Annotated in this window: 21 protein-coding genes and 1 pseudogene; 7 read left to right on the forward strand and 15 right to left on the reverse strand. The window is 61.7% G+C overall.

Annotation, left to right across the window (positions count from 1 at the left end):
* Positions 1-7: 7 nt before the first annotated feature.
* Genes VES88_15365 through uxaC form a run of 5 tightly spaced genes read right to left on the reverse strand, consistent with a single transcriptional unit; the run spans position 8 to position 6,302 of the window.
* Entirely contained in the window at positions 8-1,039 is a 1,032-nt protein-coding gene (locus VES88_15365; GenBank protein HYN82867.1) for a sugar kinase, read from the reverse strand.
* Positions 1,036-1,713 carry a bifunctional 4-hydroxy-2-oxoglutarate aldolase/2-dehydro-3-deoxy-phosphogluconate aldolase gene (gene eda / locus VES88_15370; protein ID HYN82868.1) on the reverse strand — a complete coding sequence of 226 codons (678 nt, stop codon included), beginning with the start codon at positions 1,711-1,713 and terminating at the stop codon, positions 1,036-1,038. The genes VES88_15365 and eda overlap by 4 nt, the downstream gene beginning before the upstream one ends.
* A gap of 7 nt (positions 1,714-1,720) precedes the next feature.
* Positions 1,721-3,196 carry a tagaturonate reductase gene (locus tag VES88_15375; protein HYN82869.1) on the reverse strand — a complete coding sequence of 492 codons (1,476 nt, stop codon included), beginning with the start codon at positions 3,194-3,196 and terminating at the stop codon, positions 1,721-1,723.
* 59 nt (positions 3,197-3,255) lie between these two features.
* Positions 3,256-4,794 carry an altronate dehydratase family protein gene (locus tag VES88_15380; GenBank protein ID HYN82870.1) on the reverse strand — a complete coding sequence of 513 codons (1,539 nt, stop codon included), beginning with the start codon at positions 4,792-4,794 and terminating at the stop codon, positions 3,256-3,258.
* Positions 4,791-6,302, reverse strand: coding sequence for a glucuronate isomerase (uxaC, locus tag VES88_15385; protein HYN82871.1), 1,512 nt, complete (start codon positions 6,300-6,302; stop codon positions 4,791-4,793). Before uxaC ends, VES88_15380 begins: the two co-directional genes overlap by 4 nt.
* A 146-nt stretch (positions 6,303-6,448) precedes the next feature.
* Between uxaC and VES88_15390 the strand changes: the two genes are divergently transcribed.
* Genes VES88_15390 through VES88_15400 form a run of 3 tightly spaced genes read left to right on the forward strand, consistent with a single transcriptional unit; the run spans position 6,449 to position 8,209 of the window.
* Complete coding sequence (locus VES88_15390) at positions 6,449-6,844, forward strand: DUF6174 domain-containing protein (GenBank protein HYN82872.1); 396 nt, start codon at positions 6,449-6,451, stop codon at positions 6,842-6,844.
* 12 nt (positions 6,845-6,856) lie between these two features.
* The gene (locus tag VES88_15395) at positions 6,857-7,429 is read left to right on the forward strand and encodes a hypothetical protein (protein HYN82873.1); all 573 of its coding nucleotides are present in this window, start codon (positions 6,857-6,859) and stop codon (positions 7,427-7,429) included.
* A 15-nt stretch (positions 7,430-7,444) separates the two neighbouring features.
* Positions 7,445-8,209 (forward strand): SGNH/GDSL hydrolase family protein, encoded by a 765-nt coding sequence (locus VES88_15400; protein ID HYN82874.1) that lies wholly within the window; start codon positions 7,445-7,447, stop codon positions 8,207-8,209.
* A 37-nt stretch (positions 8,210-8,246) separates the two neighbouring features.
* Here VES88_15400 and VES88_15405 read toward each other — a convergent pair whose 3' ends face one another.
* The 3 genes and pseudogenes from VES88_15405 to VES88_15415 all read right to left on the reverse strand — a co-directional run bounded on the left by VES88_15405 (position 8,247) and on the right by VES88_15415 (position 9,827).
* The gene (locus VES88_15405) at positions 8,247-8,696 is read right to left on the reverse strand and encodes a hypothetical protein (GenBank protein ID HYN82875.1); all 450 of its coding nucleotides are present in this window, start codon (positions 8,694-8,696) and stop codon (positions 8,247-8,249) included.
* A gap of 173 nt (positions 8,697-8,869) precedes the next feature.
* Positions 8,870-9,427 (reverse strand): hypothetical protein, encoded by a 558-nt coding sequence (locus VES88_15410; protein HYN82876.1) that lies wholly within the window; start codon positions 9,425-9,427, stop codon positions 8,870-8,872.
* A 73-nt stretch (positions 9,428-9,500) separates the two neighbouring features.
* Positions 9,501-9,827 (reverse strand): annotated as a pseudogene (locus VES88_15415) (hypothetical protein).
* Between the two features lie 17 nt (positions 9,828-9,844).
* On the opposite strand from VES88_15415, the gene VES88_15420 reads away from it, so the two are divergent.
* Both VES88_15420 and VES88_15425 read left to right on the forward strand, forming a co-directional pair.
* Positions 9,845-10,444 (forward strand): hypothetical protein, encoded by a 600-nt coding sequence (locus VES88_15420; GenBank protein ID HYN82877.1) that lies wholly within the window; start codon positions 9,845-9,847, stop codon positions 10,442-10,444.
* Positions 10,445-10,502: 58 nt separating this feature from the next.
* A complete protein-coding gene (locus VES88_15425; protein ID HYN82878.1) occupies positions 10,503-11,042 on the forward strand; it encodes a hypothetical protein in 540 nt (179 codons plus the stop codon).
* 66 nt (positions 11,043-11,108) lie between these two features.
* Here VES88_15425 and VES88_15430 read toward each other — a convergent pair whose 3' ends face one another.
* Positions 11,109-11,945: a DUF4440 domain-containing protein gene (locus VES88_15430; GenBank protein ID HYN82879.1), complete on the reverse strand. Its 837-nt coding sequence runs from the start codon at positions 11,943-11,945 to the stop codon at positions 11,109-11,111.
* A gap of 196 nt (positions 11,946-12,141) precedes the next feature.
* On the opposite strand from VES88_15430, the gene VES88_15435 reads away from it, so the two are divergent.
* Positions 12,142-12,885 (forward strand): SGNH/GDSL hydrolase family protein, encoded by a 744-nt coding sequence (locus VES88_15435; protein HYN82880.1) that lies wholly within the window; start codon positions 12,142-12,144, stop codon positions 12,883-12,885.
* 268 nt (positions 12,886-13,153) lie between these two features.
* On the forward strand, positions 13,154-14,920 hold the full coding sequence (locus VES88_15440; GenBank protein ID HYN82881.1) for a protein kinase: 1,767 nt from the start codon (positions 13,154-13,156) through the stop codon (positions 14,918-14,920).
* Positions 14,921-14,941: 21 nt separating this feature from the next.
* Here VES88_15440 and ligD read toward each other — a convergent pair whose 3' ends face one another.
* The 6 genes from ligD to VES88_15470 are packed head-to-tail and all read right to left on the reverse strand — an operon-like array spanning position 14,942 to position 25,331.
* The gene (gene ligD / locus VES88_15445; protein HYN82882.1) at positions 14,942-17,530 is read right to left on the reverse strand and encodes a DNA ligase D; all 2,589 of its coding nucleotides are present in this window, start codon (positions 17,528-17,530) and stop codon (positions 14,942-14,944) included.
* A 35-nt stretch (positions 17,531-17,565) separates the two neighbouring features.
* A complete protein-coding gene (locus VES88_15450; GenBank protein ID HYN82883.1) occupies positions 17,566-18,588 on the reverse strand; it encodes a hypothetical protein in 1,023 nt (340 codons plus the stop codon).
* A 20-nt stretch (positions 18,589-18,608) separates the two neighbouring features.
* On the reverse strand, positions 18,609-21,050 hold the full coding sequence (locus VES88_15455) for an aminoglycoside phosphotransferase family protein (GenBank protein ID HYN82884.1): 2,442 nt from the start codon (positions 21,048-21,050) through the stop codon (positions 18,609-18,611).
* 2 nt (positions 21,051-21,052) lie between these two features.
* Positions 21,053-22,891: an ABC transporter ATP-binding protein gene (locus VES88_15460; GenBank protein HYN82885.1), complete on the reverse strand. Its 1,839-nt coding sequence runs from the start codon at positions 22,889-22,891 to the stop codon at positions 21,053-21,055.
* The gene (locus VES88_15465; protein HYN82886.1) at positions 22,888-24,117 is read right to left on the reverse strand and encodes a glycosyltransferase family 4 protein; all 1,230 of its coding nucleotides are present in this window, start codon (positions 24,115-24,117) and stop codon (positions 22,888-22,890) included. The genes VES88_15460 and VES88_15465 overlap by 4 nt, the downstream gene beginning before the upstream one ends.
* Positions 24,114-25,331: a glycosyltransferase gene (locus tag VES88_15470; GenBank protein HYN82887.1), complete on the reverse strand. Its 1,218-nt coding sequence runs from the start codon at positions 25,329-25,331 to the stop codon at positions 24,114-24,116. The genes VES88_15465 and VES88_15470 overlap by 4 nt, the downstream gene beginning before the upstream one ends.
* Between the last annotated feature and the right edge of the window lie 2 nt (positions 25,332-25,333).

Raw genomic sequence — 25,333 nt, forward strand, 5'->3', positions numbered from 1 at the left:
CGCGACCTCAGCGCTGGACACGTCCGCTCGCTTCGCCCCTCATGAGTGCCTCGACCTCTGAGACGCTCGCGCGATTGAAATCCGCTGGAATGGAATGTTTGAGGCACGAAGCTGCCGTGGCGAACTCGAGGGCCTTCCTGTCATCCCCGTAGGTGATCAGCCCGTAAATCAAACCGGCAGCGAAGGAATCGCCCGCTCCCACGCGGTCGACAATGTGCGTGATGTCGTACTGACGGCTCGAGATCATTTCGCGGCCGTTGTGCATCACCGCCGACCAGCCGTTGTGGTCTGCGCTGTGGCTCTCGCGCAGGGTGATGACCTGCTTTTCGAGATTTGGAAATGCATCGAGGACCGACTCGGCGATTCCGCGATAGCGCTCCGTGTCGAGCGCACCGAGGTTTACGTCCACGTCGCTCTGAATGCCCAATGCCTTCTCGCAATCCTCCTCATTGGCGATGCCGACGTTCACCTTGCTGACTATGCTGCGCATGACTTCGGGTGCAGACTTCCCATATCGCCAGAGGTTCTTCCGATAGTTGTAGTCGCACGAGACTGAAACGCCGCGCTCTCGCGCGGCAGTCACGGCCTCGAGCGTGAGCTCAGCCGCGGTTGCGCTGATTGCGGGAGCGACGCCGCTCACGTGAAACCATGTAGCGCCGTCGAGAATCCTGCCCCAATCGAAATCACCAGGTTGCGCGGATGCGATCGCGGATGCTGCCCGGTCGTACAGCACCCTGGAAGGCCGCTGATTGGAGCCGGTCTCGAGGAAATAAATTCCAAGCCGGTCTCCCTTGCGACTGACCAGACTCGTATCGACTCCAAACGATCGCACGGCGGCGATTGCTGCATCGCCAAGCGCGTTTGCGGGCAGGGCGGTTACGAATGAGACGGGCAAGCCGTACTGCGCGAGCGAAACGGCGACGTTTGCCTCGGCGCCGCCGAAGGTTGCCTCGAGAAGCGGCGACTGCATGAGCCGCTCGAAGCCCGGTGATTTGAGGCGGAGCATCAGCTCGCCGAAAGTCACGACGCGAGCGCTCATTCGCTGCGCTTCTCCATCTCATCGATGGCCTTTACGGCTCCCCTCACAGCGTTCTCGATCTCCTTGAAGTCGCCCTCTGCAATCCGCTCGGCCGAGGCAACCCACGATCCTCCGCAGGCCACGACACATGGAATGCGGAGATACTCGGCGAGATTCAACAGGCCAACGCCGCCGGTCGGAATGAACTCGACGGAGGCGTACGGTGCCGAAATCGCCTTAAGGTACTTGACCCCCCCCAGCGGTTCCGCGGGGAAGAACTTGAGAATGCGAAGTCCGCGTGACATCGCCAGCTCGATCTCGGTGGGTGTCGCGACTCCCGGGAAAACCGGGATGCCGCGCTCGAGGCAGTAGTCCACGACAGCCGGGCCAAATCCCGGCGAGACTATGAACCGTGCACCGGCTTTCTCGGCTTCCATTGCCTGCTCACGAGTGAGCACAGTTCCCGCGCCAACCAGTACATCAGGACATTCCGCGACCATGCGCTCGATCGACGCACGCGCGCCAATGGTTCGAAAAGTCACTTCAGCGCAGGGAAGCCCACCGGCAGCCAGAGCGCGCCCGAGCGCCGGCGCGGCTTTGGGATCGTCGATGACGATGACCGGTACGAGCCGGAGTTGCCGCAAACGGTCGACTATCTCGTCCTTCGCTGGAGGAGATACGGGAATAGGTGTCACGTTACCCTCACTGAGTAACTCCAGCGGGAGAGCGTGCGAGAAGTTGACTCAGGGCGGAGCGAACGCCGTGTTGCAGCATCTTCGAAAGATGGATTGTGACGGCTTCGTTGAATCCAGGCAATCTGCGCAAATCATGACCCCAGAATGACTGTTCGTCACAAACTCGATCGACAAATTGCGCGATTCCGTCGCTGGCGGAAGCATCAGTCGCTCCCCAGAGATCCCGAATCCGCTGCGCGCCGTCATCAGCGGGAATCGCTTGTCGTGGTGACTGCCCGCCCTTCCCGTCATCTCCCCGCTGATAAAGCAGGAACGAAGCGAACCCGAATGACGTCAGCTCCGGAGGGCGTCCTTCGCGTCTCACGTAGTCGAGGATAGTCGGCACGACGCGTGCGCGCATCTTCGCTGTCGCCTGGAGCATGATGTCGATCAGCGCGTGCCGGATGTAGGGATTCGAGAAGCGATCGAGCACTTCCGCCGCAAACTCGCTTGCGCCGGAGGCTCCGCAGGCTGGTACGAGCTCATCGAACATCGTGCGCCGCAGAAACTCACCTATGTCGTCGTCCGTGACCGCCTCGAGCACGGTTGTCACGCCGCATTGCAGCGCCAGCGGAGCAAGAAGGGAGTGAGAGCCGTTGAGAAGCCGCACCTTTCGCAAACGATAAGGCTCGATGTCGTCAGCGATGACGACACCGGGGTCAGCAACCGCGAAGCCAAGCCGATCGCGCGCATCGCGGGGCGCTTCGATCGCAAAAAGCCGGTACGGCTCACATGCGGTGAGAAGCTCGTCGCGGTAACCGAGCATTTCCTCGAGCTCTGCGATACGCTCAAGGGCGGGCCTGCCAGGCACGATTCGATCGACAAGTGTGTTGCAGAACACAACTGCGCTGTCGAGCCACTCGAGAAAGTCGTTCCCCAGTGCCCATCGATCGGCGAGCGCAAAGACGATCTCACGCAGACGATCACCATTCTTCTCGATGAGCTCGCAGGGAATTACGGTGATCGCTCCGGCGGGGCCATACTCGGTAGCCCGCGCCCGTTCGAAGAGAAACATCGTGAGCTTCCCGGGAAATGACCGAGGAGGCGAGGCCGGGCGCTCATCTTCATCCAGTACAATCCCGACCTCGGTGGTATTCGAGAAAACGAGCTCGATGTTCGGGTCGCGAGCGAGGGCCCTCACTTCGTTCCAGTCGGCGCTCGCGCTCAAGGCGCGGCTCAGGGAGCTGATGATCCGGAATTCCCGATGCGCACGTCCGTGTTCCAGTCCCTCTACTGCAAGAGTGTAGAGTCCATCCTGCTCGTTTACGATCTCATCGCGGCCGCTCCCGGTGGACCCGATTGCGACTACCTTCCCGGAAAACGCACCAGAGCGATTCGCCGCATCGAGGAAGTACTCGATGAATCCGCGCAGAAACGCGCCGGTTCCGAATTGAGCTGCGCGCTCGGGAAGGGTCAGCAGATTCTCAGCAGGAGGCTCGATCACCTCTGACCGAAACTCCAGCGCGCTCAACGTTGATTGGCTGAGACGTCGGCGGTCGGCCACTACAGCGTGACCCCTTCCTTCCAGATGGCAATCTCGCGGTAGCCCTGCTCCTCGTTGCGGGCCAGCTTCTTTCCCGAGGCCACGTCGAGGATCAGCTGAAGCAGCTCGTCGGCCAGCTCGTCCTGGGAGCGTGATCCATCGAGCAGCGGGCCGGCGTCGAAGTCTATCCAATGCGGCTTTCTCGCCGCGATGTCGCTATTCGAGGAAATCTTGATCGTCGGCACCGGGAATCCGAGCGGCGTTCCGCGGCCCGTCGTGAAGAGCAGCACGGTTGCTCCGCTGACTGTCATCGCGGTGGAGGATACGCCATCGTTTCCCGGCGACTCGAGCAGCGAAAGACCGCCTGTCGTTGCCGCGTCGCCGTATCGCAGCACTCGCTCTACCGTTGCGCGCCCGCCTTTTTGAATTGCGCCGAGCGATTTCTCCTCGAGAGTGGTGAGCCCGCCGGCCTTGTTACCGGGCGAGGGGTTCTCATAAATGGGCTGGTCGTGACGCGTGAAGTAGTCCTTGAAGTCGTTGATCATGCCGACTGTGTCTGCAAACACCGACTCGTTGGCAGCCCGGTCGAGCAGCACCTGCTCGGCGCCGAACATTTCCGGTACCTCAGTGAGGATGACGCCGCCGCCCATTGCCGTGATTCGATCGGCGATCCGGCCAACGAGCGGATTGGCACTGATGCCGCTGAATCCATCTGAGCCACCGCACTTGTGTCCGAGAATCAGATCCGACGCCGGACATTCGTCGCGCTTGTCGTCCGCCATCCGCGCAACAAGCTCGCCGATGCCCGAGCCTCCCTCGGCGATCTCGTCCATCACGTCCTGCGTGTTGAACACTCTGAGCCGGGACCTGTCGATGTCGCCGGCAACCTGGAGAAGAGAGTCAACCTGATTGTTCTCGCAGCCCAGCCCGAGCAGCAACACGCCACCCGCATTCGGGTGACGCATGAGACCGCCGAGCACGCGCTGCGTGTTGCGCAGATCGTCGCCCAACTGGCTGCAGCCGTACGGATGCGAGAACGCGTGGACGCCGTCCACCTGCTTTCCATATCGATCGGCAGCCATTCGCGCGATGCGCTCGGCGGCGTGGTTCACGCAGCCGACTGTGTTCAATACCCAGATCTCATTCCGCGTCCCGACGCGACCGTTCGCTCGGCGATAGCCGAGGAATGTCGGTGGGTCACGATATTCGTCGTCCGCGCGGGGCGAGGGGTGATAGGCGTACTCCATCGTCCCCGACAACCGTGTCGCGAGGTTGTGCGAGTGAATCCATTCACCTGCGGTTATGTTGCTGGTCGCGCTTCCAATTGGAAACCCGTATTTGGTGACGACGTCACCAGTGGCAATCGGTACGAGCGCAACCTTGTGTCCAGCTGGAACCGGCACTTTCGCCGTGAGAGTGACACCATCCACAGTAAGGTGTTCACCGGCTTCGATGGGGGTCACAGCGACAGCAACGTTGTCGTCAGGATGAATGCGCACAACTCGAGTGCGCACGGCAACCGGCGTTGAACGCGGAGGCCGTTCGACGCCAACGGTCATGCGGCCGACTCCGCGCCCGGGCCGGACTGTCGCGCCTCCGGTGCTCGCTCGATTACGGTGTCGAGCTTGTACGCCTCACGCGCGAGATCGTAAGCCAGCGCCCGCCCCATCTCGCGCGCATCTGACATATCGATAACGTGGCGTGCGACGAGACCGGCAAGCCAGTTCGCGTCGACGCGCCGAGAGAGATCGTGTCGGGCGGGAATCGAGCAGAACGCGCGGGTATCATCGTTGAATCCAACGGTATTGTAGATGCCCGCCGTTTCCGTGATCGATTCCCGATAGCGGATCATTCCCTGGATGGAATCATGGAACCACCAGGGCGGTCCGATGCGAAGCGCCGGATAGTGACCGGCGAGCGGAGCGAGCTCGCGCGCATACGTCGATTCGTCGAGCGTGAAAACAACGAGCGTGAGTCGCGGATCGTTTCCGTAAGCGTTGAGTAATGCGGCGAGGTTGCGCGTGTACTCCGTAGAGACGGGAATGTCCGCACCCTTGTCTGGACCGAAACGATCGCTGAACGATTTGTTGTGATCGCGCAGCGCCCCGGGGTGAAGCTGCATTACCATCCCATCGTCGACGGACATGCGCGCCGACTCAACGAGCATGTGGGCCTCGAACCGGAGCTGGTCGGCGGGCGAGGCCGTACCCCGTAAGGCGCTATCGAACAACTTCTCGGCCTCAGCGTCCGAAAGTTTCTCGGTGTATGGGTCGAGCACGCCGTGATCGGTTGCGGTTGCGCCGGCCGAGCGGAAGAACGCGCGCCTTTCTTCGAGTGCGCTCACAAAGCTCGAGTACGCAGTCACGTCGAATCCAACGGCTTTTCCCAGCGCGGCGATTTCATCTGCCCATTTCGGCGACGCAAGGCGGAAAAGTGCATCGGGCCGAAACGTCGGGATGACGTTGCCGTCCCAGCCGGAGTTACGAATCGCAAGGTGATCGTCGAGCGAATCAGTTGCTGCATCGGTGGTCGCGAGAACTTCGATCCCGAACCGGTCGAAAAGCGTTCGCGGCAGAAACTCCGGCGATCGAAGCTTCCCCAGGATCTGATCGTAGATCTCGCCGGCAGTGCCACCGTCCAGCTTCACGCGAACTTCGAACAAGTCGTAAAGCTCATGATCGAGCCACGCGCCTGTTGGGGTTCCGCGGAAGAGGTACCAGTGGTCCGCGAACGTCTGCCAGACCTCGCGCGGGTCTGCATCCGCGCGAGATCCATCGCTTCGGGGAATGCCGAGGCGATCGAGCGAAACGCCGCGGGAGTAGAGCATGCGGAAGATGTAATGATCGGGAACGATCAGGAGCGCCGTCGGCTCCGGGAACGGGCGGTTCCCGGCGAGGACGACAGCGTCCACATGACCGTGCGGACACAGGAGCGGCAGTCCTCGCGTGTCGTCGTAGATCGCGCGCGCCACTCGCCTCGTCGCTGGATCGGGATCAAAAAACCGATCCTCCTCGAGCTGAAGCGGCTGGGGCAGCGATTTCGTGGTGCTCGACGATCTTGATCTCACGGCGTGTCCGAAGGACGCGGGATTATTGAGGGTACACCAACAAGTATATTCAATCAACTATGCGTCGATCCCATTTGATGATCCGGGCTGCCTTAGCGGTGTCGATTCTTGCTTGTCTGTCGCTGCCGGTCAGCGGATGCACCAACTTGCTCAGCCCACTCGATCTTCGGAAGCTCGATCAGGCGGAGTCGCGGTGGGAGTCAAAGCACATCCAGAACTACACCTTCGAGATGCGAACAGGCTGCTTCTGCCCGTCGGAGGTTAACGAGTGGGCCGTGGTGGAAGTGCGAAATGGCGAGATCGTATCGGCACGATCGCTGACAGGAACGCCGCTTACGGGATTTGGCCTGTCATCGCGAAAGACCGTGGAGCAACTTTTCGACGCCGCGCGACCGCCGTACGCGGATTGGGTTGGAGAAGTCGAATTCGATTTCGATGCCGAGCTCGGCTATCCGCTGCGCGTAAATCTCACAAGCAAGCCGAACATTGCGGACGCCGGAGCGGTGTACGAGGCTCGTAATCTCAAGCCGATTTCCCCGTAAAGCATCGTCCTCGTGACGCGATTCTGTGTTCTGGCGCTTGTGAGTGTGCTTCTGCTCGCGGGCGCGCGCTGCCGATCAGGTGGCGGAAGTACCGAGGTAGTCGCGCCACCCACACCCGCAGCAGCGCGGCGGATTGCATCGCTTCCTGAGAATCCCTGCGAGCTTCTTACGCGAGGCGAGGTATCCGTCGCAACGGGTTTGCGAGTGAGGCGCGCCCGGCGCGTGCCGGACATTGACGAGATCGTTGCCGCGGGCAGAGAGGGGCGTGCTGCTCACACCAGCACTATCTGCAGCTACGACACCGGCGGCGAGCTCGTCGCCATCACGATCATCGTGCCGCCGTTATCGGATCGAAACGCAGCTGCATACCGCTCGGCGCGGGAAGCATACTTCCGTGACTTTCCGGGTTCGGCAAAACCTGTGACGGGAATTGGTGAAGACGCGTGGCTTGCTGGAGGAACCACGCTTCACGTTCTCGCCGGACCGAACGCGCACTTCACAGTCGCGACGCGAATGGCGCAGCCAAACTCGCCGGACGTTGTAGCCAAGGTTGCGCGCGCGGTGGTCGAGCGCCTCTCTCGCTAGTCCGAAACGTTGCCAATGATTCGCCTCCTCGCGACTTGTGTTTTCCTGGTCATCGCAGCGAGACACGCCGGTGCGCAGACGCCTGCGACGCGTCCGCGTCAGCCAGACTCGACGCGGATCAAAGCGCAGCGCGCGGCGGAAGACGAGCGCCTGCGGAATGACTGGGCTTACCTGGAGAAGTTCGGGTCCGTGAACGCACGGCTTCCTGCTCCTGCGGCCGGGGAAGACCGCGTCATCTTCATGGGCAACTCGATTTTCGAAGTCTGGGCGCGGTCTTTCGGCTCCATGTTTTCCGGGAAGCCCTATATCAATCGTGGCATAGGCGGTCAGACAACGCCGCAGATGCTCGTGCGCTTTCGTCAGGATGTCATTGCGCTAAAGCCGAAAGTCGTAGTGATCCTGGCCGGGACAAACGACATTGCCGGCAACACAGGCCCGTCTACGCTCGAGATGATCGAGAACAACATCGCTTCGATGTCGGAGCTTGCGAAGGCAAACGGGATCCGGGTCGTGCTCGCGTCAGTGCTTCCCGTCTACGTGTATCCGTGGCGGCCGAGCGTGCGACAGCCGGCGCAGAAAGTCGTTGCACTGAACTCGTGGATTCGGGACTATGCGCGAAGAAACGGACACGTGTATCTCGATTATCACTCCGCAATGGCCGACCAGAGGCAGGGAATGAGAGGCGACCTGTCAGGCGATGGAGTGCACCCGAATGAGGCCGGTTACAAAATCCTGGCGCCGCTGACGCTTGCGGCGATTCAGGAAGCCTTGCGAGAATAGATCGCGACGCTTCCCGCGAAATCCTAACTCGACGTGTTTACGGCGGTGGCAGCGGACCAGTCACCGTCACTGTCGACTCGCTGATCGCCTGGCCGGTCAATCGCGTATAAATCCCCTCGCGCTCGCCGCGTCTCACGGATTCGGTGAACGTAGTACCATCAGGATTGCGCCATCGATAAGTGATGGCGCAGCTCCAGCTCGTCGGCGTGTACCGGGCGAGCCGGTCGGCCGTTACGGTAACCGTCACAGTTACGTTTCCGGCGTAGGCACCGCCGGCAACGGGCACAGACGTAATGCCCGTTCCGGGGACATTGAGATTGATCGGGGTCGGCAGGCCAGGTGCGTCGTGAACAACCTCGCACGCCACCGAGGCCGTGGTGATGTGAGTCATGTTCTCGATGCGCACCGGAACCTGAAACACGAAATCGGGTGCACTTGCCGGCGCGTGCATCGCACCGATCCCAACCGCTATCAAGGTGATCAGCATTGCTTATTCCCTCCCAATGAGAATCAGGGTCGGTGTGGTTATTCTTGCGCCTGTTGCACCAGCTGCGGCTGCGCCTGCTGCGCCGCCGACGAGAACAATTCCCGGTGTTCGCACAGTTGCTCCGGCGGTCGCCGCGCCAACCGTCGGCGTGCCCGTCGTGCCTCCGACAAGAATCAGTGCCGGCGTGGTGAGTGATGCGGCAGGCGGCGCCGCAGGTGGTGCGGGTGCAGGTGCCGGGGCTGGAGCAGGTGGAGGCGGTGGAGGCGGTGGAGGCGGTGGCGCCGGAGCCGGTGTTGCTGCGGGAGCGGGAGCTGGGCTTGGCCTGACCGGCGGCCTCGGGTCGCGGCGATCAGGGGCGGGGGACTGTCACGCGAATTATCGGCGGGGAGGAGCTCCTTCACACCAATCGCATTTGCGGTCACAGTGAAAACGACGCCGACTCCATCGTTCGTGTACGGCGCTGAAATCGTCTGCACGCCGCCGGACTTGAGACTGACGTCTGTCAAGTAGAAAGGCTTATCTCCTTTCACGGCGACAGTGACGCGGACCTTCATGTCGGGTGCGATCACCTTCGCGTCGCTGGGATCCTTGCGTCCCACCCGGGCCTGAACGACGCCTTTCGAGAAGGTGGGAACAGAAACCCCGATGTCTACTGTCGTCTGCGCGGTCTGGGCAGATGCTGTCGCGGCAGCGCCCAACGAGACTAGCAGGGGGAAGAACGGTGCGCGCACAGGTACCTCCTAGCCACTCAATTCATCCTTACGATACTGCGACACTGGGACTGATGCAACCGTAGCGCAGGCCTCAGCCGAATGCCTCCGCCAAACGTCCCAGTATCTGCAACAAATCCGGGTTTTCTTCCAGCACAGGCAGCACCGGGTCAGCACCCATTCGTTCCATCCGCTCGATAGCGGTCTTGATCGTAAAGGCGCGCGGGTCGAGTGAATCATCTACCTCGTCCCACGTGAGCGGCATCGATACCGACGCGCCTGGTAACGGTCGCACGCTGAACGGCGCAACGATGAGCTGGCCGTGCCGATTCTGGAGATAATCGAGATAAACCTTGTCGCCGCGCTTTGTCACGTGACGCGTGATTGTCGCGATATCATTCAGCCCGCGAAGAACAAGACGCGCGAGTAGTTCGCCGAGTGGCGCATCGGAAGGAGACCGGGTCGATCCTCGGTTTTCCCGGGGCGCGCGACATTACGACAAGCTCGGAGGCGCTCGAGGTGGATTGCGACATTCTCGTTCCGGCAGCGCTGGAAAACCAGATCACTGCCGAGAACGTCGATCGAATCCGTGCGAAGATAATCGTCGAGGGAGCGAACGGGCCGATCACGGCCGATGCGAGCGAGCGGCTGCTCTCGCGCGGGACGCTCATCGTCCCCGACATCTATACAAACGCCGGTGGAGTGACGGTCTCCTACTTCGAGTGGGTGAAGAATCTGTCTCACATGCGCTTCGGCCGGATGGAGAAGCGATTCACGGAGAGGACCAACGAGTGGATGCTGGAGGGCATCGAGCATCTCACCGGGCTGCATTTCCCGGCCGACGATCGCGACCGCGCGACGGCGACCGTGAATGAGGAAGAGCTCGTGAACTCCGGTCTCGAAGAAACCATGGTAGCCGCCTACGCCGAGCTACGGGCGATTCAGAAGGATCGGGGGGTGGATTTGCGGACGGCGGCTTTCATCAATGCGATTGGAAAGGTTGCGCTCGCTTATCAGGAGCGCGGGATTTTCCCATGATTCGTGCGTTGGACGCCCCGTCATGACACGCTTGTTCAACCTTGCGCGTGGATGTGCGATGCTGATCGCTGTCGCGAGCTGCAGCTCGGGCGGCGGCGGAGGCCCCGAGGCGGGTGGGCCGCCATCGCCTGTCGCGCCGCGTCGGATTGCATCCCTGCCTGAAAACCCCTGCGTGCTTCTCACACGAGGCGAAGTGTCTGTTGCAACAGGGTTGCGCGTGAGGCAGGCGCGCCGTGTGCCTGACATCGAAGAGCTTATCAACTCCGGAAGGGAAGGGCGCCCTGCCCGAACCAGTACGATCTGCAGCTACGACACGCCGACCGACATCGTTGCGATCACCATCATCGTGCCGCCTGCGTCCGAACGAAACTCGGCTGCGTACCTGTCCCAGCGGGAGGCTTACTTTCGGCAGTATCCCGGTTCAGCACGACATGTGTCCGGAATTGGTGAGGATGCCTGGCTAGCTGCCGGTACCACGCTTCACGTTCTCGCCGGAAGTAACGCCCACTTCATCGTTGCGACGCGAACGGCGCAGCCGAAATCGCCGGAGGTTGTAGCTGCAGTGGCGCGTGCGGTGCTCGACCGACTTTATCGGTGAAGCAATGAGAGCCGGCTTTGACCGGCTCTCATTACTGCCACCGCGTCCGCGGAGTACTCCCGACTGCTACGGGGTCCCGAGGTTTATCGTGAACGGCCCAATTCCGTGAAGCTGAATTAGGGTCGCGCCCTTTGCTCCGCCAAAGTGCGGGTTCCTTGCCGGCAAATACAGGAAATCTCCGGGCTGATACGTCTTGACGGCAGAGGCATTGACCTGGCCGCCCATGCCGAGGAGCAACGCTCCCGAGAGCACGGTCACGTGCTCGGCTTTGGGGTGCCAGTGGACCGGGAACTGATATCCATCGGGGAACTGAAGGCGCACGGTGTAGTCGCCTGTCCCTCCTGGATCACCGTGGATCACGGCCAGCTTGGCACCGGGCGCGAAGCCGGGCGCCTTGAGGTCGGTCCAGGAAAGCGCTGCGCCAGCGGTCATTCCCATCGTGGTAACCGTATCGAAGACCACTACAGTGGGCATCGGAGCGTGGCTCGTGACGCCCTCGTTGACGATCTTCCACTGGCCGCCGATCTTCTGGAGAACAGTGACGTACGACCCGCTGTCGACGACCGGGCCGCTGGGACTGTTGAAGCTCGTCCGATAGGTGCCAATGCTGGTCGCGAGGTCGCCGCCTTTCGAAATCCTGATGGATGTAGGCGCCGCCGTCAACTTGAGGCCCGGCATAGCGGACAATCCGGCATAGGCCCCCATGATCGCCCTGGACCCCCTCGCGATGGCCACGTTGGGATACATCCCGATTGCATCCGGGGTGTAGAACGTGGCGAGCCTCACCGTATCGCGCGCGGCGAACACCGCCAGCCACGTCGAATCGAGCGCGCGGATGAGCTGCTCATCGGTCTGGGCGCGGGCGGGTGCAAGCGCCGCGCACGTGAGCAGAATTGCGAGCATTCCAGTTGAATGCCCTCTTGCGTAGTGTGGCATAAGTTCCCCTTTGGTGGATAAGGCTTTTCGAGCGAATGCCGGGCCCGGCCCAGGATTGCCGAGCCCGCAACCACAAATCGTCCTGAGAGAAATGTGCCAAATGATGCAGAGACACAAGGGTTGTTCGCCTCGTAAGAACCGCATCTTAGCCACTGGTATTCTCATGCTGGTCTCGACTACTGCCGGGACGCAGCTCGACGCGCAGAGCCAGACGCTGCCACCGCGTCAACCGGACTCTACTCGGATCAAAGCGATGCGAGCGGCCGAGGACGAGCGCATCCGGACCGATTGGCCGAGCCTGCAGAAGTTCGCACGCGCGAACGCACAGCTCCGTCCTCCAGCGGCGGGAGAAGAACGTGTCGTCTTCATGGGAAACTCGATCTTCGAAGTCTGGGCGCGACATTTCAGCAGCATGTTCCCCGGGAAGCCTTACATCAACCGCGGGATAGGTGGTCAGACGACGCCGCAGATGCTCGTCCGCTTTCGTCAGGACGTCATCGGGCTCAAGCCCAAAGTCGTTGTGATCCTCGCCGGAACGAATGACATCGCGGGCAATACCGGCCCCGCGACGCTGGAGATGATCGAGAACAATCTTGCGTCGATGTCGGAGCTGGCGAAGGCAAACGGGATCCGAGTCGTGCTCGCGTCGGTGCTCCCGGTTTACAGGTATGCCTGGCGGCCGAGCATTCGACAACCTGCCCAGACCGTCATTGCACTGAACCGATGGATGCGCGACTACGCGCGAAGGAACGGACACGTCTATCTCGACTATCATTCCGCGATGGCCGATGAAAGGCTGGGAATGAGGGGAGACCTTTCAGGCGATGGTGTACACCCGAATGACGCCGGACACAGAATCATGGCACCGCTTACGGAAGCGGCGATTCGGGAAGCGTTGCGGCAGTAGCCCCGGAGGTTGGTAGCTGTTACCGCCGCGTGCCCGACGGCAGTCTGCCGCAACCCAATTTGCATGCTAGAAAACACTGAGGCGAAGTGACTTGGTCGTGGCCCCGTGGACGATCGGCACGCCCTATCGTACTCTTACTGTTGCCGATATTTCCTAACCCGATGACGAGGCCCACATGTCCCGATCGTCCAGGAATGGCCCGTCGCACATCAGGGTGGTGATGGCGTGCTTAAAGGCGAGTTGATTCTCCCTTTTCCACCCGAACTGAATGTCGGGCGACGCTGAGCAGCTGGAGCGGCTTAGATCAGCGCTCGCACACCGCTACCAGATCAAGCGAGAGCTTGGTCATGGAGGGATGGCCACCGTTTACCTGGCCGAAGAGCCTCGCCATGCTCGCCATCTTGCTCTTAAAGTATTGCTTCCGCATCTGGCGGCTACCATCGGCGCGGACCGATTCCTACGCGAAATCAAGACAACCGCGGGTTTGACTCACCCGCATATCCTTCCGCTATTCGATTCCGGCGAGGCGGATGGGTTTCTCTTCTATGTGATGCCGTATGTAGAGGGCGAGTCCTTGCGCGATCGGCTGAAGCGGGAGATCCAGCTCCCAATTGATGACGCGTTGCGGATCGCAAGTGACATTGCTGATGCATTGGGGTTTGCTCACAGTCGACAAGTTGTGCACAGAGACATCAAACCGGAGAATATTCTACTCGAAGCGGGCCATGCGATTGTAGCAGATTTCGGTATCGCGAAGGCGCTTACTGATGCGAGTGCAGACGTGCTGACGGCCACCGGCCTCGCAATCGGCACTCCGCAGTACATGAGTCCCGAGCAGGCAGTAGCAAGCCCTAACTTGGATGGACGCAGCGATTTGTACAGTCTCGCCTGTGTGCTGTTTGAGATGTTGGCCGGCGACCCACCGTTTGCGGGTTCAGCTCGGCAGGCGATTCTGGCTCGAAAGTCGCTCGAATCTCCACCTCGATTGCGAACCGTGAGAGAAACCGTTCCTGTGGCCGTGGAGGCGGCTATTGCGAAGGCCCTTGAAAGAGTACCCGGCGACCGGTTCCGTACCATGCAGCAGTTTGTGGACGCGCTTTCCACGCGGCAACCAGCGCGACGATCCGACAATAGAGAAACTAGCATTGCAGCGCGCTCGGTTGGTGAAGGCGTAGAGACCCTTCTCCCAATGGAGCTCAAACCGCTTGACGAGGAGCTCGACGCCTTTGGATTAACTCATCCCGGAAAAGTGCAGCGGGTAAATCAAGAGCACTTTCTGATATTCAGCGTCATGCGAGACGCTTCTTTTCACCAAACGAGTCTCCCCAACGGAAGCCGGCTCCCTTACAAAGGAGATCGTCGGGCATTCGTTGGAATGATCGCGGATGGCGTAGGCAGGGGCGCTTGGGGTGAGGAAGCGAGCAGACTTGCAATTGAGGTAATGGCGCAGTACTTGGTTCATACCGTCCGGTCGTACGACACCTCCAACGAGGCGAACGAGCAGGCATTTCTGAAGGGACTGCAGATGGCCGCGATCCAAGGTCAGGCGAACGTTGCGCAGAGGTCTTGGGAGACCCCTGGTGCGGCGGGAATGACGAGCGGGCTCACGATATATGTCGGGATATGGCCTCGAGCTTATATCCTGCACATTGGCAGTAGTCGTCTTTACGCACTAGTCGATGGCCAGGTCAGTGAAGTCACGAAAATGATGCGATCTCAGCAGACTGGAGACCAAGACGTGGCGACGGATCCCTTGGGGACGACCCAGGCGGCAGCGACGGCCCAAGGTGGCCAATTCGAAGGAAGCTTAGTCTTACCGGCAACCCTCACATTTCCACAGAGATGGGGGCAAGTCGGTCTCATGTGCACAAAAGGATTGACTAAGCACGTGCCGGAAGAGCAGATCGAAAAGCGCCTAAAGGTTGCGACGTCGGCGAAGCAGGCCTGTCAGGAACTCCTTGAAGACGCTCTCAATGCTGGAGGCACCGAGAACATCACCATGATCGTCGCCCGAACTCCGAATCCGCGCCAATAGCCCCACGAGGCTTGCCCAGTTCTACGCGAGTGCGATAGCCAATCGTCCGAGTATTTCCCCCAAATCCGGGCGTCCTTCGAGGACGGGCACCACCGGGTCGGCGCCCAGGCTCTCCATGCGTCCCACTGCCGTCTTGATTGTGAAGGCTTGTGGATTCAACGACTCGTTCACCTCGTCCCACGTGAGAGGCATCGATACCGACGCGCCAGGCAGCGGTCGCACGCTGAACGGCGCAACGATGAGCTGTCCATGCCGGTTCTGGAGGTAATCGAGATATACCTTGTCGCCGCGCTTCGTCACGTGGCGCGTGATTGTCGCAATGTCCTTCAATTCGCGCAAAGCGAGACGCGCGAGTAATTCGCCAAGCGTCCGGCACTGCTCGTACGTGAACTGGCGTCCGAGCGGGAGCATGATGTGCAGGCCCGTCTTTCCAGTGGTCTTCACATAGTTTGGCAAGCCGGCTGATTCGCAGATTCGGTGCAGCACCTGAGCTGTGCGAATGACGTCCGAGAACGGCGCTTCTTTCGGATCGAGATCGATCACGCACCAGTCCGGCAGCTCGAGTGAGTCCACTCTGCTGCCCCAGATGTGCAGCGGAATCGAGCCCATGTTCGCGATGTAGAGGATCGACTCTTCATCGTCGCAGACGAAGTAGCGAATGTCACGCTGCGTGTCCTGGCTCCAGATGGGAACGGTGCGCATCCATTCGGGCGCGAATTCCGGCGCATCCTTCTGATAAAACGACTTCCCCTCGATTCCGTCCGGAAATCGAGTGAGCACAACTGGGCGATTTCGGAGATACGGAAGCAGCCATCGCGAAACCGCCCGATAGTATTCGATCAAGTCGCCTTTTGTGTAACCCTCTCCTGGCCAGTAGATCTTTTTCGGATTCGAGAACGCGATCGTTTTCGAGACCGCAGCCTTGGGCGGCGGCGCAGGAGGCTCGGACGGTGCCACAGCCGCGGGCGCGGCGTCGACCGCGTCAGGGTGCCATTTCTGTCGATCGCACTCGTGCGGGAGCTTGTCGGTCCTCATTCCCATGAACGCGGAATGGCGCAACAGCCCGTCAGGCGTCCACTCGCGAAATCGCACTTCGCAGACATACACCGGGTCGACCCAGGTCGTCGTACTCGTCTCGGCGATGTCTTCACTTGCGAGCGGCTCGAGTCCCGGCGCAAGGCACGGCCCTGCACAAGGAGGGTTGGCGCGGACTATCGGGTCGAGCAGTGATTTCAATTCCCGGAGAAGCGCGTCGTTGAATCCGGTGCCGACACGCCCCGCGTAGACGAGCGTCCCGTCGATCTGATCAGCGAGCTGCAACGCGCCGAAATGACCGCGACTTCTCTTCGGCTCCGTGAACCCGACAATGACGAAATCGGCCGTCGGCTCAGCTTTGATCTTGAGCCAGTGGCCCGAGCGTCCCTTGCGGTAAGGCGAGTCGGCTTTCTTGGCGATGATTCCTTCCATGCCCATCGCCATTACCTGCTCCAGAAACGCTTCGCCCTCCCGCTCGATGTGATCGAGCGCGCGCAGCGGCCCTAGCTTCGGCACGACGTCGATCAGAAACTGCTTTCGCTCCGTGAGCGGGAGTGGGCGCAGATCGAAGTCCTCGAAAGCAAGGAGATCGAACGCGTAAAATGTCGCGGGCAGCTCCACGGCGGCGCGCTTGATGTCGATCGACGATGACAGTCGCCCACGGCGTTGTAACATCGCAAAACTCGGAAGTCCTTTCGAGTCGCACACGACAACTTCACCGTCGATGATGCATTCGTCGACCGGCAACGCTTTCACCGCGCGCGCAATCTCCGGAAAAACGCCGGTATAGTCGTTGCCGTTACGCGTGAGCAGCAGCGCTTCGCCCTTCGACTTGCTGGCGATCAACCGGTACCCGTCGAGCTTGAGCTCGAAGATCCACCCGTCGCGCGTGAACGCTTCGTCATGGGGCTCGGCGTGCATCGCTTCCACCGATCGTGAATCGACGCGCACACGCGGTGCACCGTTCTCCGCCAGCGCCTCGCGCAGCCGACTCTTTGGCACAACCCCGGCTTTTACTTCGTCGACCGTCAACCCCGAGAGCACCGACTCTTCAGGGAACTGATCGCCCGGGTGCTTCACATGGGCGTCGCGCTCCTTGATGAGCAGCCAGTCCTTCTCGCTCTTCTTGATCTTCACGAGCGTCCACTTGCCGTGGAGTTTGTAGCCCTTGAGCTCGAAGAGCAGCTTGCCTTTCTCGAGGCCGGTGCGCCAATCCTCGAGCGGCACCCACTCGCCGCGGTCCCAGACAATCACTCCGCCCGCGCCGTAGTTGCCCTCGGGTATCACGCCCTCGAAGTCGCCGTACTCGAGTGGATGGTCTTCGACTTTGACGGCGAGTCGTTTGTCGGCCGTATCGTACGAGGGCCCCTTTGGAACCGCCCACGAGCGCAGGACGCCGTCCATCTCCAAACGCAGATCGAAATGCAGCTGCCGCGCGGCGTGCTTGTGAACAACGAAAAGATGACCGGGAACGGGCGACACGGTTCCGACCGGTTCTGGGGACCGGTCGGCCGATCGCTTCGCGCGGTATGTGCTTAGGCTATCGCCGGTGCTGGGATCGCCGGGCGGCGTCATCCATATAGTATGCGCTCGGGACTAGCCTTTTTCATCTAACGCCACGGAATGGCAGTCGTGAGCGTGAGCACGTGACCCCGATACTTCTTGTCGGGATCGTTGGAGAATCGCATCTCGTACTCGTACTCCAGATCCGTGCGCATATTGCGCGACCACTCGTGCACCCATTTCAGCTGAGGCTTCCATCGCCTGTCCACGCGCGGCTCCTCGCCGATTTCCTCACCTTCTTCGTCGAGTAAGTCCACTGTTCGCTCGGGATACTGCACAGGTCTGTACTCCAGGCCTGCGAACAGCTCGGCGCGTTCGCCAACTTGCCGCCCGTAGCGCGCGCTATAAGTCTGCCGGTTGAATCGAAGCCGATGGATCTTCGGGAGATTCTTCTCGAAGCGGGCGGCGCCTTCCAGGGTTTCGTCGCCGAACCTTATGCGGGAATCGAAAGTGACGTACCTGTTGATCGCATTGCTGGTCGGAGCCTCGTCGAAATGGCGCTGCCGGTAGCCTGTAATGATGCGAAGGCGCACGTCATCGATCGGCCGGATCTCGATGCGCGGCAGAACGGCGTACTGATCTCCGACTTCCCGGTCTTCCGAGCTTCCTTTCAGGTAAATCTCGCCAGTGACTCCGACGAGGAGCATGTCGCCGAGGGGGATATCGAATCCCAGGCGGCCAAGCTGGCTTACACGGTCCCACCTGTCCGTGGCGGTGTACTGGTGAACGGCGACACCGTATTCCATGTAAACGCCCGGCTTGGAGCTGCGACTGCGATAGCGGCCAGTCGCACCCACGACGATGCCATACGACCCGATGTTCGTGCTGTCGTGCTCGACGTTGCTGTCGTACACGTTCGTCACGCCGTTCTCGAAGTAAAAGCGCTGCCGCAGTGGAGGAAGACGGCGAATAGGCGACGGCACGAGGCTGTCGGTCACCCTCGCGTCGACCAGAGCCTGGGCGGTCTGCACCGGCTTTGTGGTGTTCGCGGTATCGGGCGAGGTGTCCCGCGGGCCAATCTGGGCAGCCGCGACAAATGGACTGCCCACCAGCAGGAAGGCGAGTCGCATGCACAATCTAGATGGAGAATTCATAGGTCTTTGCCGTGTACGAGTCCATGTTCTTCAGGGAGCGAAGCCGCCATGATACGAGCCTCATTAGGCGTGGCAGCGTCGAGCCGCTCTCGAGCGATGTCGATAAGTGAAGCAGGCAGATCCGAGTCGCGATCCCGCAGTGCACGCGCGGCGCCCAGCCGCAGCAGCATCAATGCCTCGCAGACGGCGAGATCGCCCGCGGGTTCTCCGGAGGCGTCGAGATACGCGGCTCGGAGTCTTTCGGCCGCGGATTGCCCTGTCCCACGTTGCAGCGCATTCCAGCTGAGCTCGGAAAGTAGAGATCCCACGTCGAGAAGCGGATCGGCGAGCACAACGTCGTGAGCCAGGGACGTGGCAATTCCGGCATCGGTGATCCGAAAATTGGCCAGGCTGACCGGAAAAATGGTTGGAGCGCGCCGGTCTACCATCTGATCGAGAAGAATCTCGAGCGAAGAGAGGAGCTCGCGGGAGACGCCTGACGCGGGATGGCCGGCTTTCTCGAGGGCCCTCACGCGCCGGGCAACCGCCCTCCACGTGTGCCGGCTCGCGCGCTCCTTGGTGACGACGGGAATCTCGAGCGAGTGAAACTCCGCCAGCGCGAGGCCCAGCTGGTCCAGCGACGCTGACTCGCGGTCGGAGCCCAGCACCGTGACCAGCCGATCGCCACGTGGAGGCTCGAAGACGACGAGAGAAAGAGGGTCCATGCGGCCAAGCGGACGCGGAAGCTGCAGCGCCGAAGGTCGCTCTGACGTGGCGGCGTACGTCGCTTGGAGTCGGCTGAGAACGTTCTTGCCCCTGGTGTGCGGGAACCCAATCGCCTCCAGGGCGCTGGTCCATCGCTCTTTACCCTTGTAACCCTTGAGCACCCATCTGACGTGAATGCACTCTCGACTCACGCTCTTGATCGACGGAGTGGTCTCGGTGAGCTCGATGTCCGGGCTGTATACCTCGTGCACGAGGAGCACGAGCAGAGCTTGCGCGTAGACTCGATCCATCGCCCATTCCGGGCGGTCGCTGAAGGGAATTTCCCGCCTGAAATCCTTCGGCGTCCCGGCAACGCGCGGACCGGCAAGCGAGAGATCCAGGGTGCGCTCTACCTCATCGATGAGCAGGTCGGCATGCTCCTCCCATCCCTCTCTCTGCATCCGGAAAGGGGATGCCGCGGCAGTCATGAGCGAGACCGCCTCGAGCAGGCGCGCCCGCTGAACGCTTTCCCCGGTCTGCTCGAGGTATGCCTCGAGGAATCCGTCGCCCACGGCGGCGAGGCCGTCGAGGGTGCCGGTCATGCGGAGCGAAGTGACACGGAGCGCTGCGAGGAAACGCCCGACGTCGAGCATCGGGTCGCCGTGAGCCGCCTGGTCCCAGTCGATAAGCATCACGCCGTGCGCGTTGACAAGGACATTTGCCAGATGAAAATCCGCGTGGATGGTGCCGGTGATTCGCATGCGCTCGACGACCTCTCGTCGCAGACGATTGCTCAGCGATTCGATCCGGAGTGCCTGTGCGGGACGTACCTGCGACAGGACACCTCCCCAGCGCGCAACGTTGCTCATTTCCTTCTCAACGCTCCGGTGCTTCAACACCGGCAGCGTCAGCGCGTGGACGTTGGCAATTGCCCGTGCGGCCTTGCGCACGGAACCTGCCAGCTCGCCCAGGCCGGTGATGTCGGACAACCTCCTGCCTGTCAGGAACTCCTGCAGCGAAAGGCGCGCGACCGCGACGTAGCCGACCGGGGGAGCGAGCGGCGCGCGACCGGATGCCTTGCGCCAGATCGCCCAGTGCCCGGCGAACAGACGCGCCGGCGGGCGCCGGGCATCGATCTTACCGACGAGGCGGCGCAGCTCCGGCACCAGTGACTTGCGGTCCTCCGCCAGCACTTCGTACTGAAGCGCAGCTCTCATTCCGGGCGTGTACGAAAGGGTATCAACGTGCACATGTCTGACTCGGGCACCGCGCGCCTGCCACAGGTGTTGAAATGCGACCTTCATTTCCTGGGGATGCGCAACGGTCAGAAGGTTCGGCATCACCGGATCCAGCGGATATGCGTGCACGACGACATGAGCATCGCGCGCTGCCAGCCAGGGTGTCCGGAACGGCATCCTGCGCGCCATTCCCTTGCTTGCGCGCAGATCGCGGTACCGCGCAATCAGCTCCACAGGGTCGGCGGGGATCTCCTCATCCACGCGAAGAGCCCGCACGAAGAGGAGCTGTCGTCCCGTGCGCCCGGTATCGGGATCACGAACCTTGATCTTCCAGAGGACCTTCGCGCCAACGCCGGGAGTGTATTGCACGTCCTGCAGCCGACCATCCAGAAAGCGTAGACCGTCGCGACATTCATCGAGTCGCTGCGTGAGCAGCTCGAACAGCGAGTCTACGCGCAGTGCGAAGCCCAGGCCCGGCACCGCGGGATCAGCCGGCGTCTCGGGTACAGGTCTCACGATCAACGCACCTGCCCGAACTCGACGAGCTCGCGGAACAGCCCTGCCCGCAGCGACATCTCCGCGTATCCACCTTCCTGAACGAGACGTCCATTCTCGAGAACGACGATGCGGTCGGCATCGCGGAGCCGATCCAGATCGTGGCTGATCATGAGCACGGTGCGGCCCTGCATGAGCTTCTGCAAAGCGTCCGTGACGATCGATGCCGCGCGCTGATCGAGCCCCGCCGTTGGCTCGTCCAGCACAACGATCGGCGCATCGCGCAGCATCGCGCGCGCGATGGCGACACATTGACGCTGACCGCCGGAAAGTGTGCCGCCCCGCTCGCCCGGAATCGTGTCGTAGCCTTCGGGAAGCGCGGCAATGACATCGTGGATGCCGGCGCTCCGCGCAGCTTCCACGATTGCCTCGCGGTCAGCTCCCGGGCGCCCCGCCGCTATGTTTTCCGCGATCGTCGTCGCGAACAGCACGGGCTCCTGAAACACGAAGCTCACCTGCCGGCGCAGAGAGACGAGAGTGAACGAGCGCACGTCGCGCCCGTCGATGCACACGCGGCCTTCTGTCGCATCGTAGAAGCGGGGAACGAGACTCACGAGCGATGACTTGCCCGCCCCCGTGGGACCGACGATGCCCAGGCGCTCGCCAGGGCGCACGGTGAGATTGACCGTGCGCAACACCCACGGTCCTCTGCCATGGCGAAGGCCGACTTTCTCGAAGCTCACTTCACCAACGAACGCCGGTGCTTCATTCGCATCCGGCAGATCGCGTACACCCGGGACGAGATCGAGGACCTCCAGTATCCGCTCTCCGGCAGTCGCCGTTCGCGTCACCTGCTCGGTAGTACGCGACGCGCGCCTCAATGGCCGCGCGAAGGTGCGCAGATAACTGACGAACACCACCAGATCGCCCGGCGACAGCGCGCCCGACATGATACGGCGCGCGGCAACTCCCACGACCACTGCGGTAATCGCACCGACGGCGAGCTCCGACGCCCACCGGAGCCTTGCCTCGATGCGCGCCGCCTTCAGACCTTCCCGTAGGCTTCTGTTGTCGAATCTTCCGACCCGCTCCGCCTCCTGCTCCTCGAGCCCGAATCCGTGCACGACGCGAATCGCCCCGAGAGATTCGCTCATCTTCGTCGCGAGATCGCCCTCCTGCCGGCGCTGCTTCCGGATCGCGGCTCGCATCGGTTTTCGGTATCGTCGCATCAACAGGTACAGAAGCGGGAGCGACGCAAAAGAGACGAGCGCCAACCGCCAGTCCATCAGCAGCATGATGATCGCCATGCCGACCATCAGGAGCGAGTTCTCCGAGAGGCCGAGCGGAATCTTCACGAGGGCGTCACGGAGCAGCCGGATATCCGCGGTCAGACGGACGAGAAGGTCGCCGGTCTTTCTGCGGTCGTGGAACGAGAAATCGAGATGCTGCAGATGTCGAAAGAGATCGGCTCGCAGGCGTGCGACCACTTTCTGTCCGACATACGCGGAGAGCACGTTCTGCCAGTAGTAAAAGAAGCCCGACAGGACTGCGATAACGACGATGGCGACGACAACGAGGTTGAGCAGCCCCGTCCTGCCGCCGGTCCAGTCCCCTACAAACGAAAGTGACTCGGGGAGCGGCTTGCCGAGGAGCACGTTGTCGAGGACGATTTTGATCGGCCACGGCTCCAGAAGTCGCAGCAGCATGAAGCCAACGGTCGAAAGCAACGCCAGCGCGAGGTCCCTTTTTCGACCGCGCAGATACGGTGAGAGTCGTTTGATGACCCGCCGCAGCGCGTCGATCTTCTGCAACACCTTCGGCCGCGCCCGGCGCCGTCGCGCCACCGGCTCGCCCGTTTTCATGCGGCACCCACCGGAACGTCTCTCATCGCAATCGAGACGATGTCCGCAACGCGCGAGGTCCACGCGTGGTTTTCCCGTGCTTCCGCAAGACCCGCTTCGCCGATCCGCTGCCGCATTGCCGGATCGCCCGCAGTCGCAAGGAACGCGGCGGCTAGCGCATCGGCATCGCCGGGTCGGACCAGGACCCCGGTCTCGCCGTCGCGGAGAAGCTCGGGGATCTGCCCGATGTCGGACGCGACGTTGCAAACTCCGCAAGCCATGGCGTCAAGAATCTTCAGCGGCGAAAAGTAAAATCGGTCGATGGGCGGGTACGGCGCGACCGCAATGTCCATCCCGCGAATCCATGGCGGTACGTCCTCCAGCGGCAGAGCGCCCGTGTGTGTGACGCGTCCGGGAAGCTCGGCCGCAAGGCATGTTACTTCGCCACGAAGCGGGCCATCGCCGACTACGAGGAGATGGAGTCGCGGGTCAGCGGCGGCGGCTTTCCTGAACGCCGCCGTCAGGACATCGATGCCGTGCCACGCCTTGAGGCTTCCTGAAAATCCAATGACGACAGAGCTGTGGTCACCCGCGCGCTTAACTTCGCCCACCGGCGAAAAGAGATCGAGGTCGACGCCGTTGACCACCACCTCGACTTTCGCCTCGTCCACTCCTGCGTCCACCAGGCGGTCGCGCATCTGGGCGGAGTTGGTGATGATGCGCTGTGCTTCGTGCATGACCACTTCTTCCAGCGTCTCCGCCGCTTCCTGCAGGGCCTGCGAGCGAAACGTGGCCCCTTCCCACGCCAGCGGCGCGTGGACGTTGAGTACGTGCGGCACCCCGAGCCGGTTACAGGCGAATACTCCGGCGACGCCGAACGGAGAATAGAGCTCGAAAACGAAATCCGGATTGAATCGTTCTATCTCGCGCTCGAGCTCGTCTTCAGCGAGCACATTGTTCAGCAGCTGCCCGACAGCATGAGCAACCCGCTTTCGCGTGCGCTGAGCTTCCCGGCTTGGGGCAGCCATCGCTTGCGCACTCCTGAGCAAATCGTCGAGCACGGGCGGAGTGGGAATGCGAACAACGGAAGCGCCAAGTCTCCCCGAGTCGACATCGGACGGCGTAAGCACGACGACCTCGTGTCCCGCGGACTGAAACGCGTGCACAAGGCTGCGGAAATGCGCGGTCGCGCCATTGTGCTTCGCGAGCGTGATGCCGCGGTCCGCACACAGATAGAGGATCTTCATGCGGGCCGCTCCTGCAGGAGGTCGTACAGCTTTGCGGCAGTCTTTGTCTGATCGAAGGCTTCCACCACCGATGGGCGGGCAGCCGAGGAGAGCCGTGTGTGCAGGTCTGCATCGCGCATGACTCTTTCGATCGCGTCGGCGAGACTTGTCGCATCGCGCTCGGGTACGATCAACCCGTTGACGCCGTGATGCACCGCTTCGGGGATTCCCGTGACCGCTGTGCTGATTACAGGAACACCGCAGGCGAGCGCCTCGACGATCGACACGGGGAGGCCGTCGCGGTTGCCGTCCTCTCCCACGATGCACGGGAGTACCAGCAGATGCGCGCCCTGATAGTGGCGGACGATCTCCTGTTGGGGCAGCGGCTCCAGCAGTCGCACGTGATCGCCAAGCTTCGATTCGAGAACCATGAGCTCGAGAGTGCGACGCTGCTCGCCCTTACCGATGATGTCGCAGCGGAAGTCGAGGCCGCGGTCCCTCAGTATGCGGCAGGCGTCGATAAGCACCGGGATGCCTTTCTTCTCGACTAGGCGAGCGACTGTGATCAGTCTGAACGGACCGCCAGGCGGGTTGCGCGGCGGTGAAAAGCGTGTCATGTCGATGCCGTTGCGGACGAGCTCCACTCGCGCCGGATTTCCATTCACGAGCGATTTGAGGAACCGGACATTGTAGTCGCTCACCGTGACCGTGAAGCTTGCATCCGCCATCTTCCGCGCAATCACTTTGTGGTCCGCATGGCGATAGATGTCGAACGCGTGGGCGGTGAAGCTGAACGGGATGCCGAGAAGCTTGCTCGCCTGCTGAGCAACTGTTGTGGAGCGGTTGGCGAAGTGCGCATGCAGATGCCTCACGCCGAGCCGGCGGGCGCGCTCGGCCACCCACGATGCCTGAAGGAAACGCCAGAGGAACGAAGGGCGGCGCGTGGCAAGCACTTTCTTCAAGTGACGCCGATAGCGTTTCGGATTGCGGGCCGCAAAGCGCTTCGCATACCGGAAGAGCGCCTGCATGTCGTCGATGCCGGGCACATAGTGGACGCTGGCTTGCAGCCGGCAGACGCCTTCATGGAACCTGGGATCGCGCGTGGGCGCCAGCGAGAAGATCTCAACCTTCACTCCCATCGCCTCGAGTGCGAGGATCTCGTTGAGAATGAAAGTTTCCGACAGGACCGGAAACTTCCGGACGACGTATCCCACCGAAGTCTTTACGCGCGCCATCG

The sequence above is a fragment of the Gemmatimonadaceae bacterium genome (assembly GCA_035633115.1).
Taxonomy (GTDB): domain Bacteria; phylum Gemmatimonadota; class Gemmatimonadetes; order Gemmatimonadales; family Gemmatimonadaceae; genus UBA4720.

What these genes read in the sequence shown, in the direction of transcription:
- VES88_15365 (HYN82867.1), bottom strand. Translation starts at nt 1,039, where the DNA reads ATGAGCGCTCGCGTCGTGACTTTCGGCGAGCTGATGCTCCGCCTCAAA.
- VES88_15380 (HYN82870.1), bottom strand. Translation starts at nt 4,794, where the DNA reads ATGACCGTTGGCGTCGAACGGCCTCCGCGTTCAACGCCGGTTGCCGTG.
- VES88_15400 (HYN82874.1), top strand. Translation starts at nt 7,445, where the DNA reads ATGATTCGCCTCCTCGCGACTTGTGTTTTCCTGGTCATCGCAGCGAGA.
- VES88_15405 (HYN82875.1), bottom strand. Translation starts at nt 8,696, where the DNA reads ATGCTGATCACCTTGATAGCGGTTGGGATCGGTGCGATGCACGCGCCG.
- VES88_15425 (HYN82878.1), top strand. Translation starts at nt 10,503, where the DNA reads ATGCTGATCGCTGTCGCGAGCTGCAGCTCGGGCGGCGGCGGAGGCCCC.
- VES88_15430 (HYN82879.1), bottom strand. Translation starts at nt 11,945, where the DNA reads ATGCTCGCAATTCTGCTCACGTGCGCGGCGCTTGCACCCGCCCGCGCC.
- VES88_15435 (HYN82880.1), top strand. Translation starts at nt 12,142, where the DNA reads ATGCTGGTCTCGACTACTGCCGGGACGCAGCTCGACGCGCAGAGCCAG.
- VES88_15440 (HYN82881.1), top strand. Translation starts at nt 13,154, where the DNA reads ATGTCGGGCGACGCTGAGCAGCTGGAGCGGCTTAGATCAGCGCTCGCA.
- ligD (HYN82882.1), bottom strand. Translation starts at nt 17,530, where the DNA reads ATGACGCCGCCCGGCGATCCCAGCACCGGCGATAGCCTAAGCACATAC.
- VES88_15450 (HYN82883.1), bottom strand. Translation starts at nt 18,588, where the DNA reads ATGCGACTCGCCTTCCTGCTGGTGGGCAGTCCATTTGTCGCGGCTGCC.
- VES88_15460 (HYN82885.1), bottom strand. Translation starts at nt 22,891, where the DNA reads ATGAAAACGGGCGAGCCGGTGGCGCGACGGCGCCGGGCGCGGCCGAAG.
- VES88_15465 (HYN82886.1), bottom strand. Translation starts at nt 24,117, where the DNA reads ATGAAGATCCTCTATCTGTGTGCGGACCGCGGCATCACGCTCGCGAAG.
- VES88_15470 (HYN82887.1), bottom strand. Translation starts at nt 25,331, where the DNA reads ATGGCGCGCGTAAAGACTTCGGTGGGATACGTCGTCCGGAAGTTTCCG.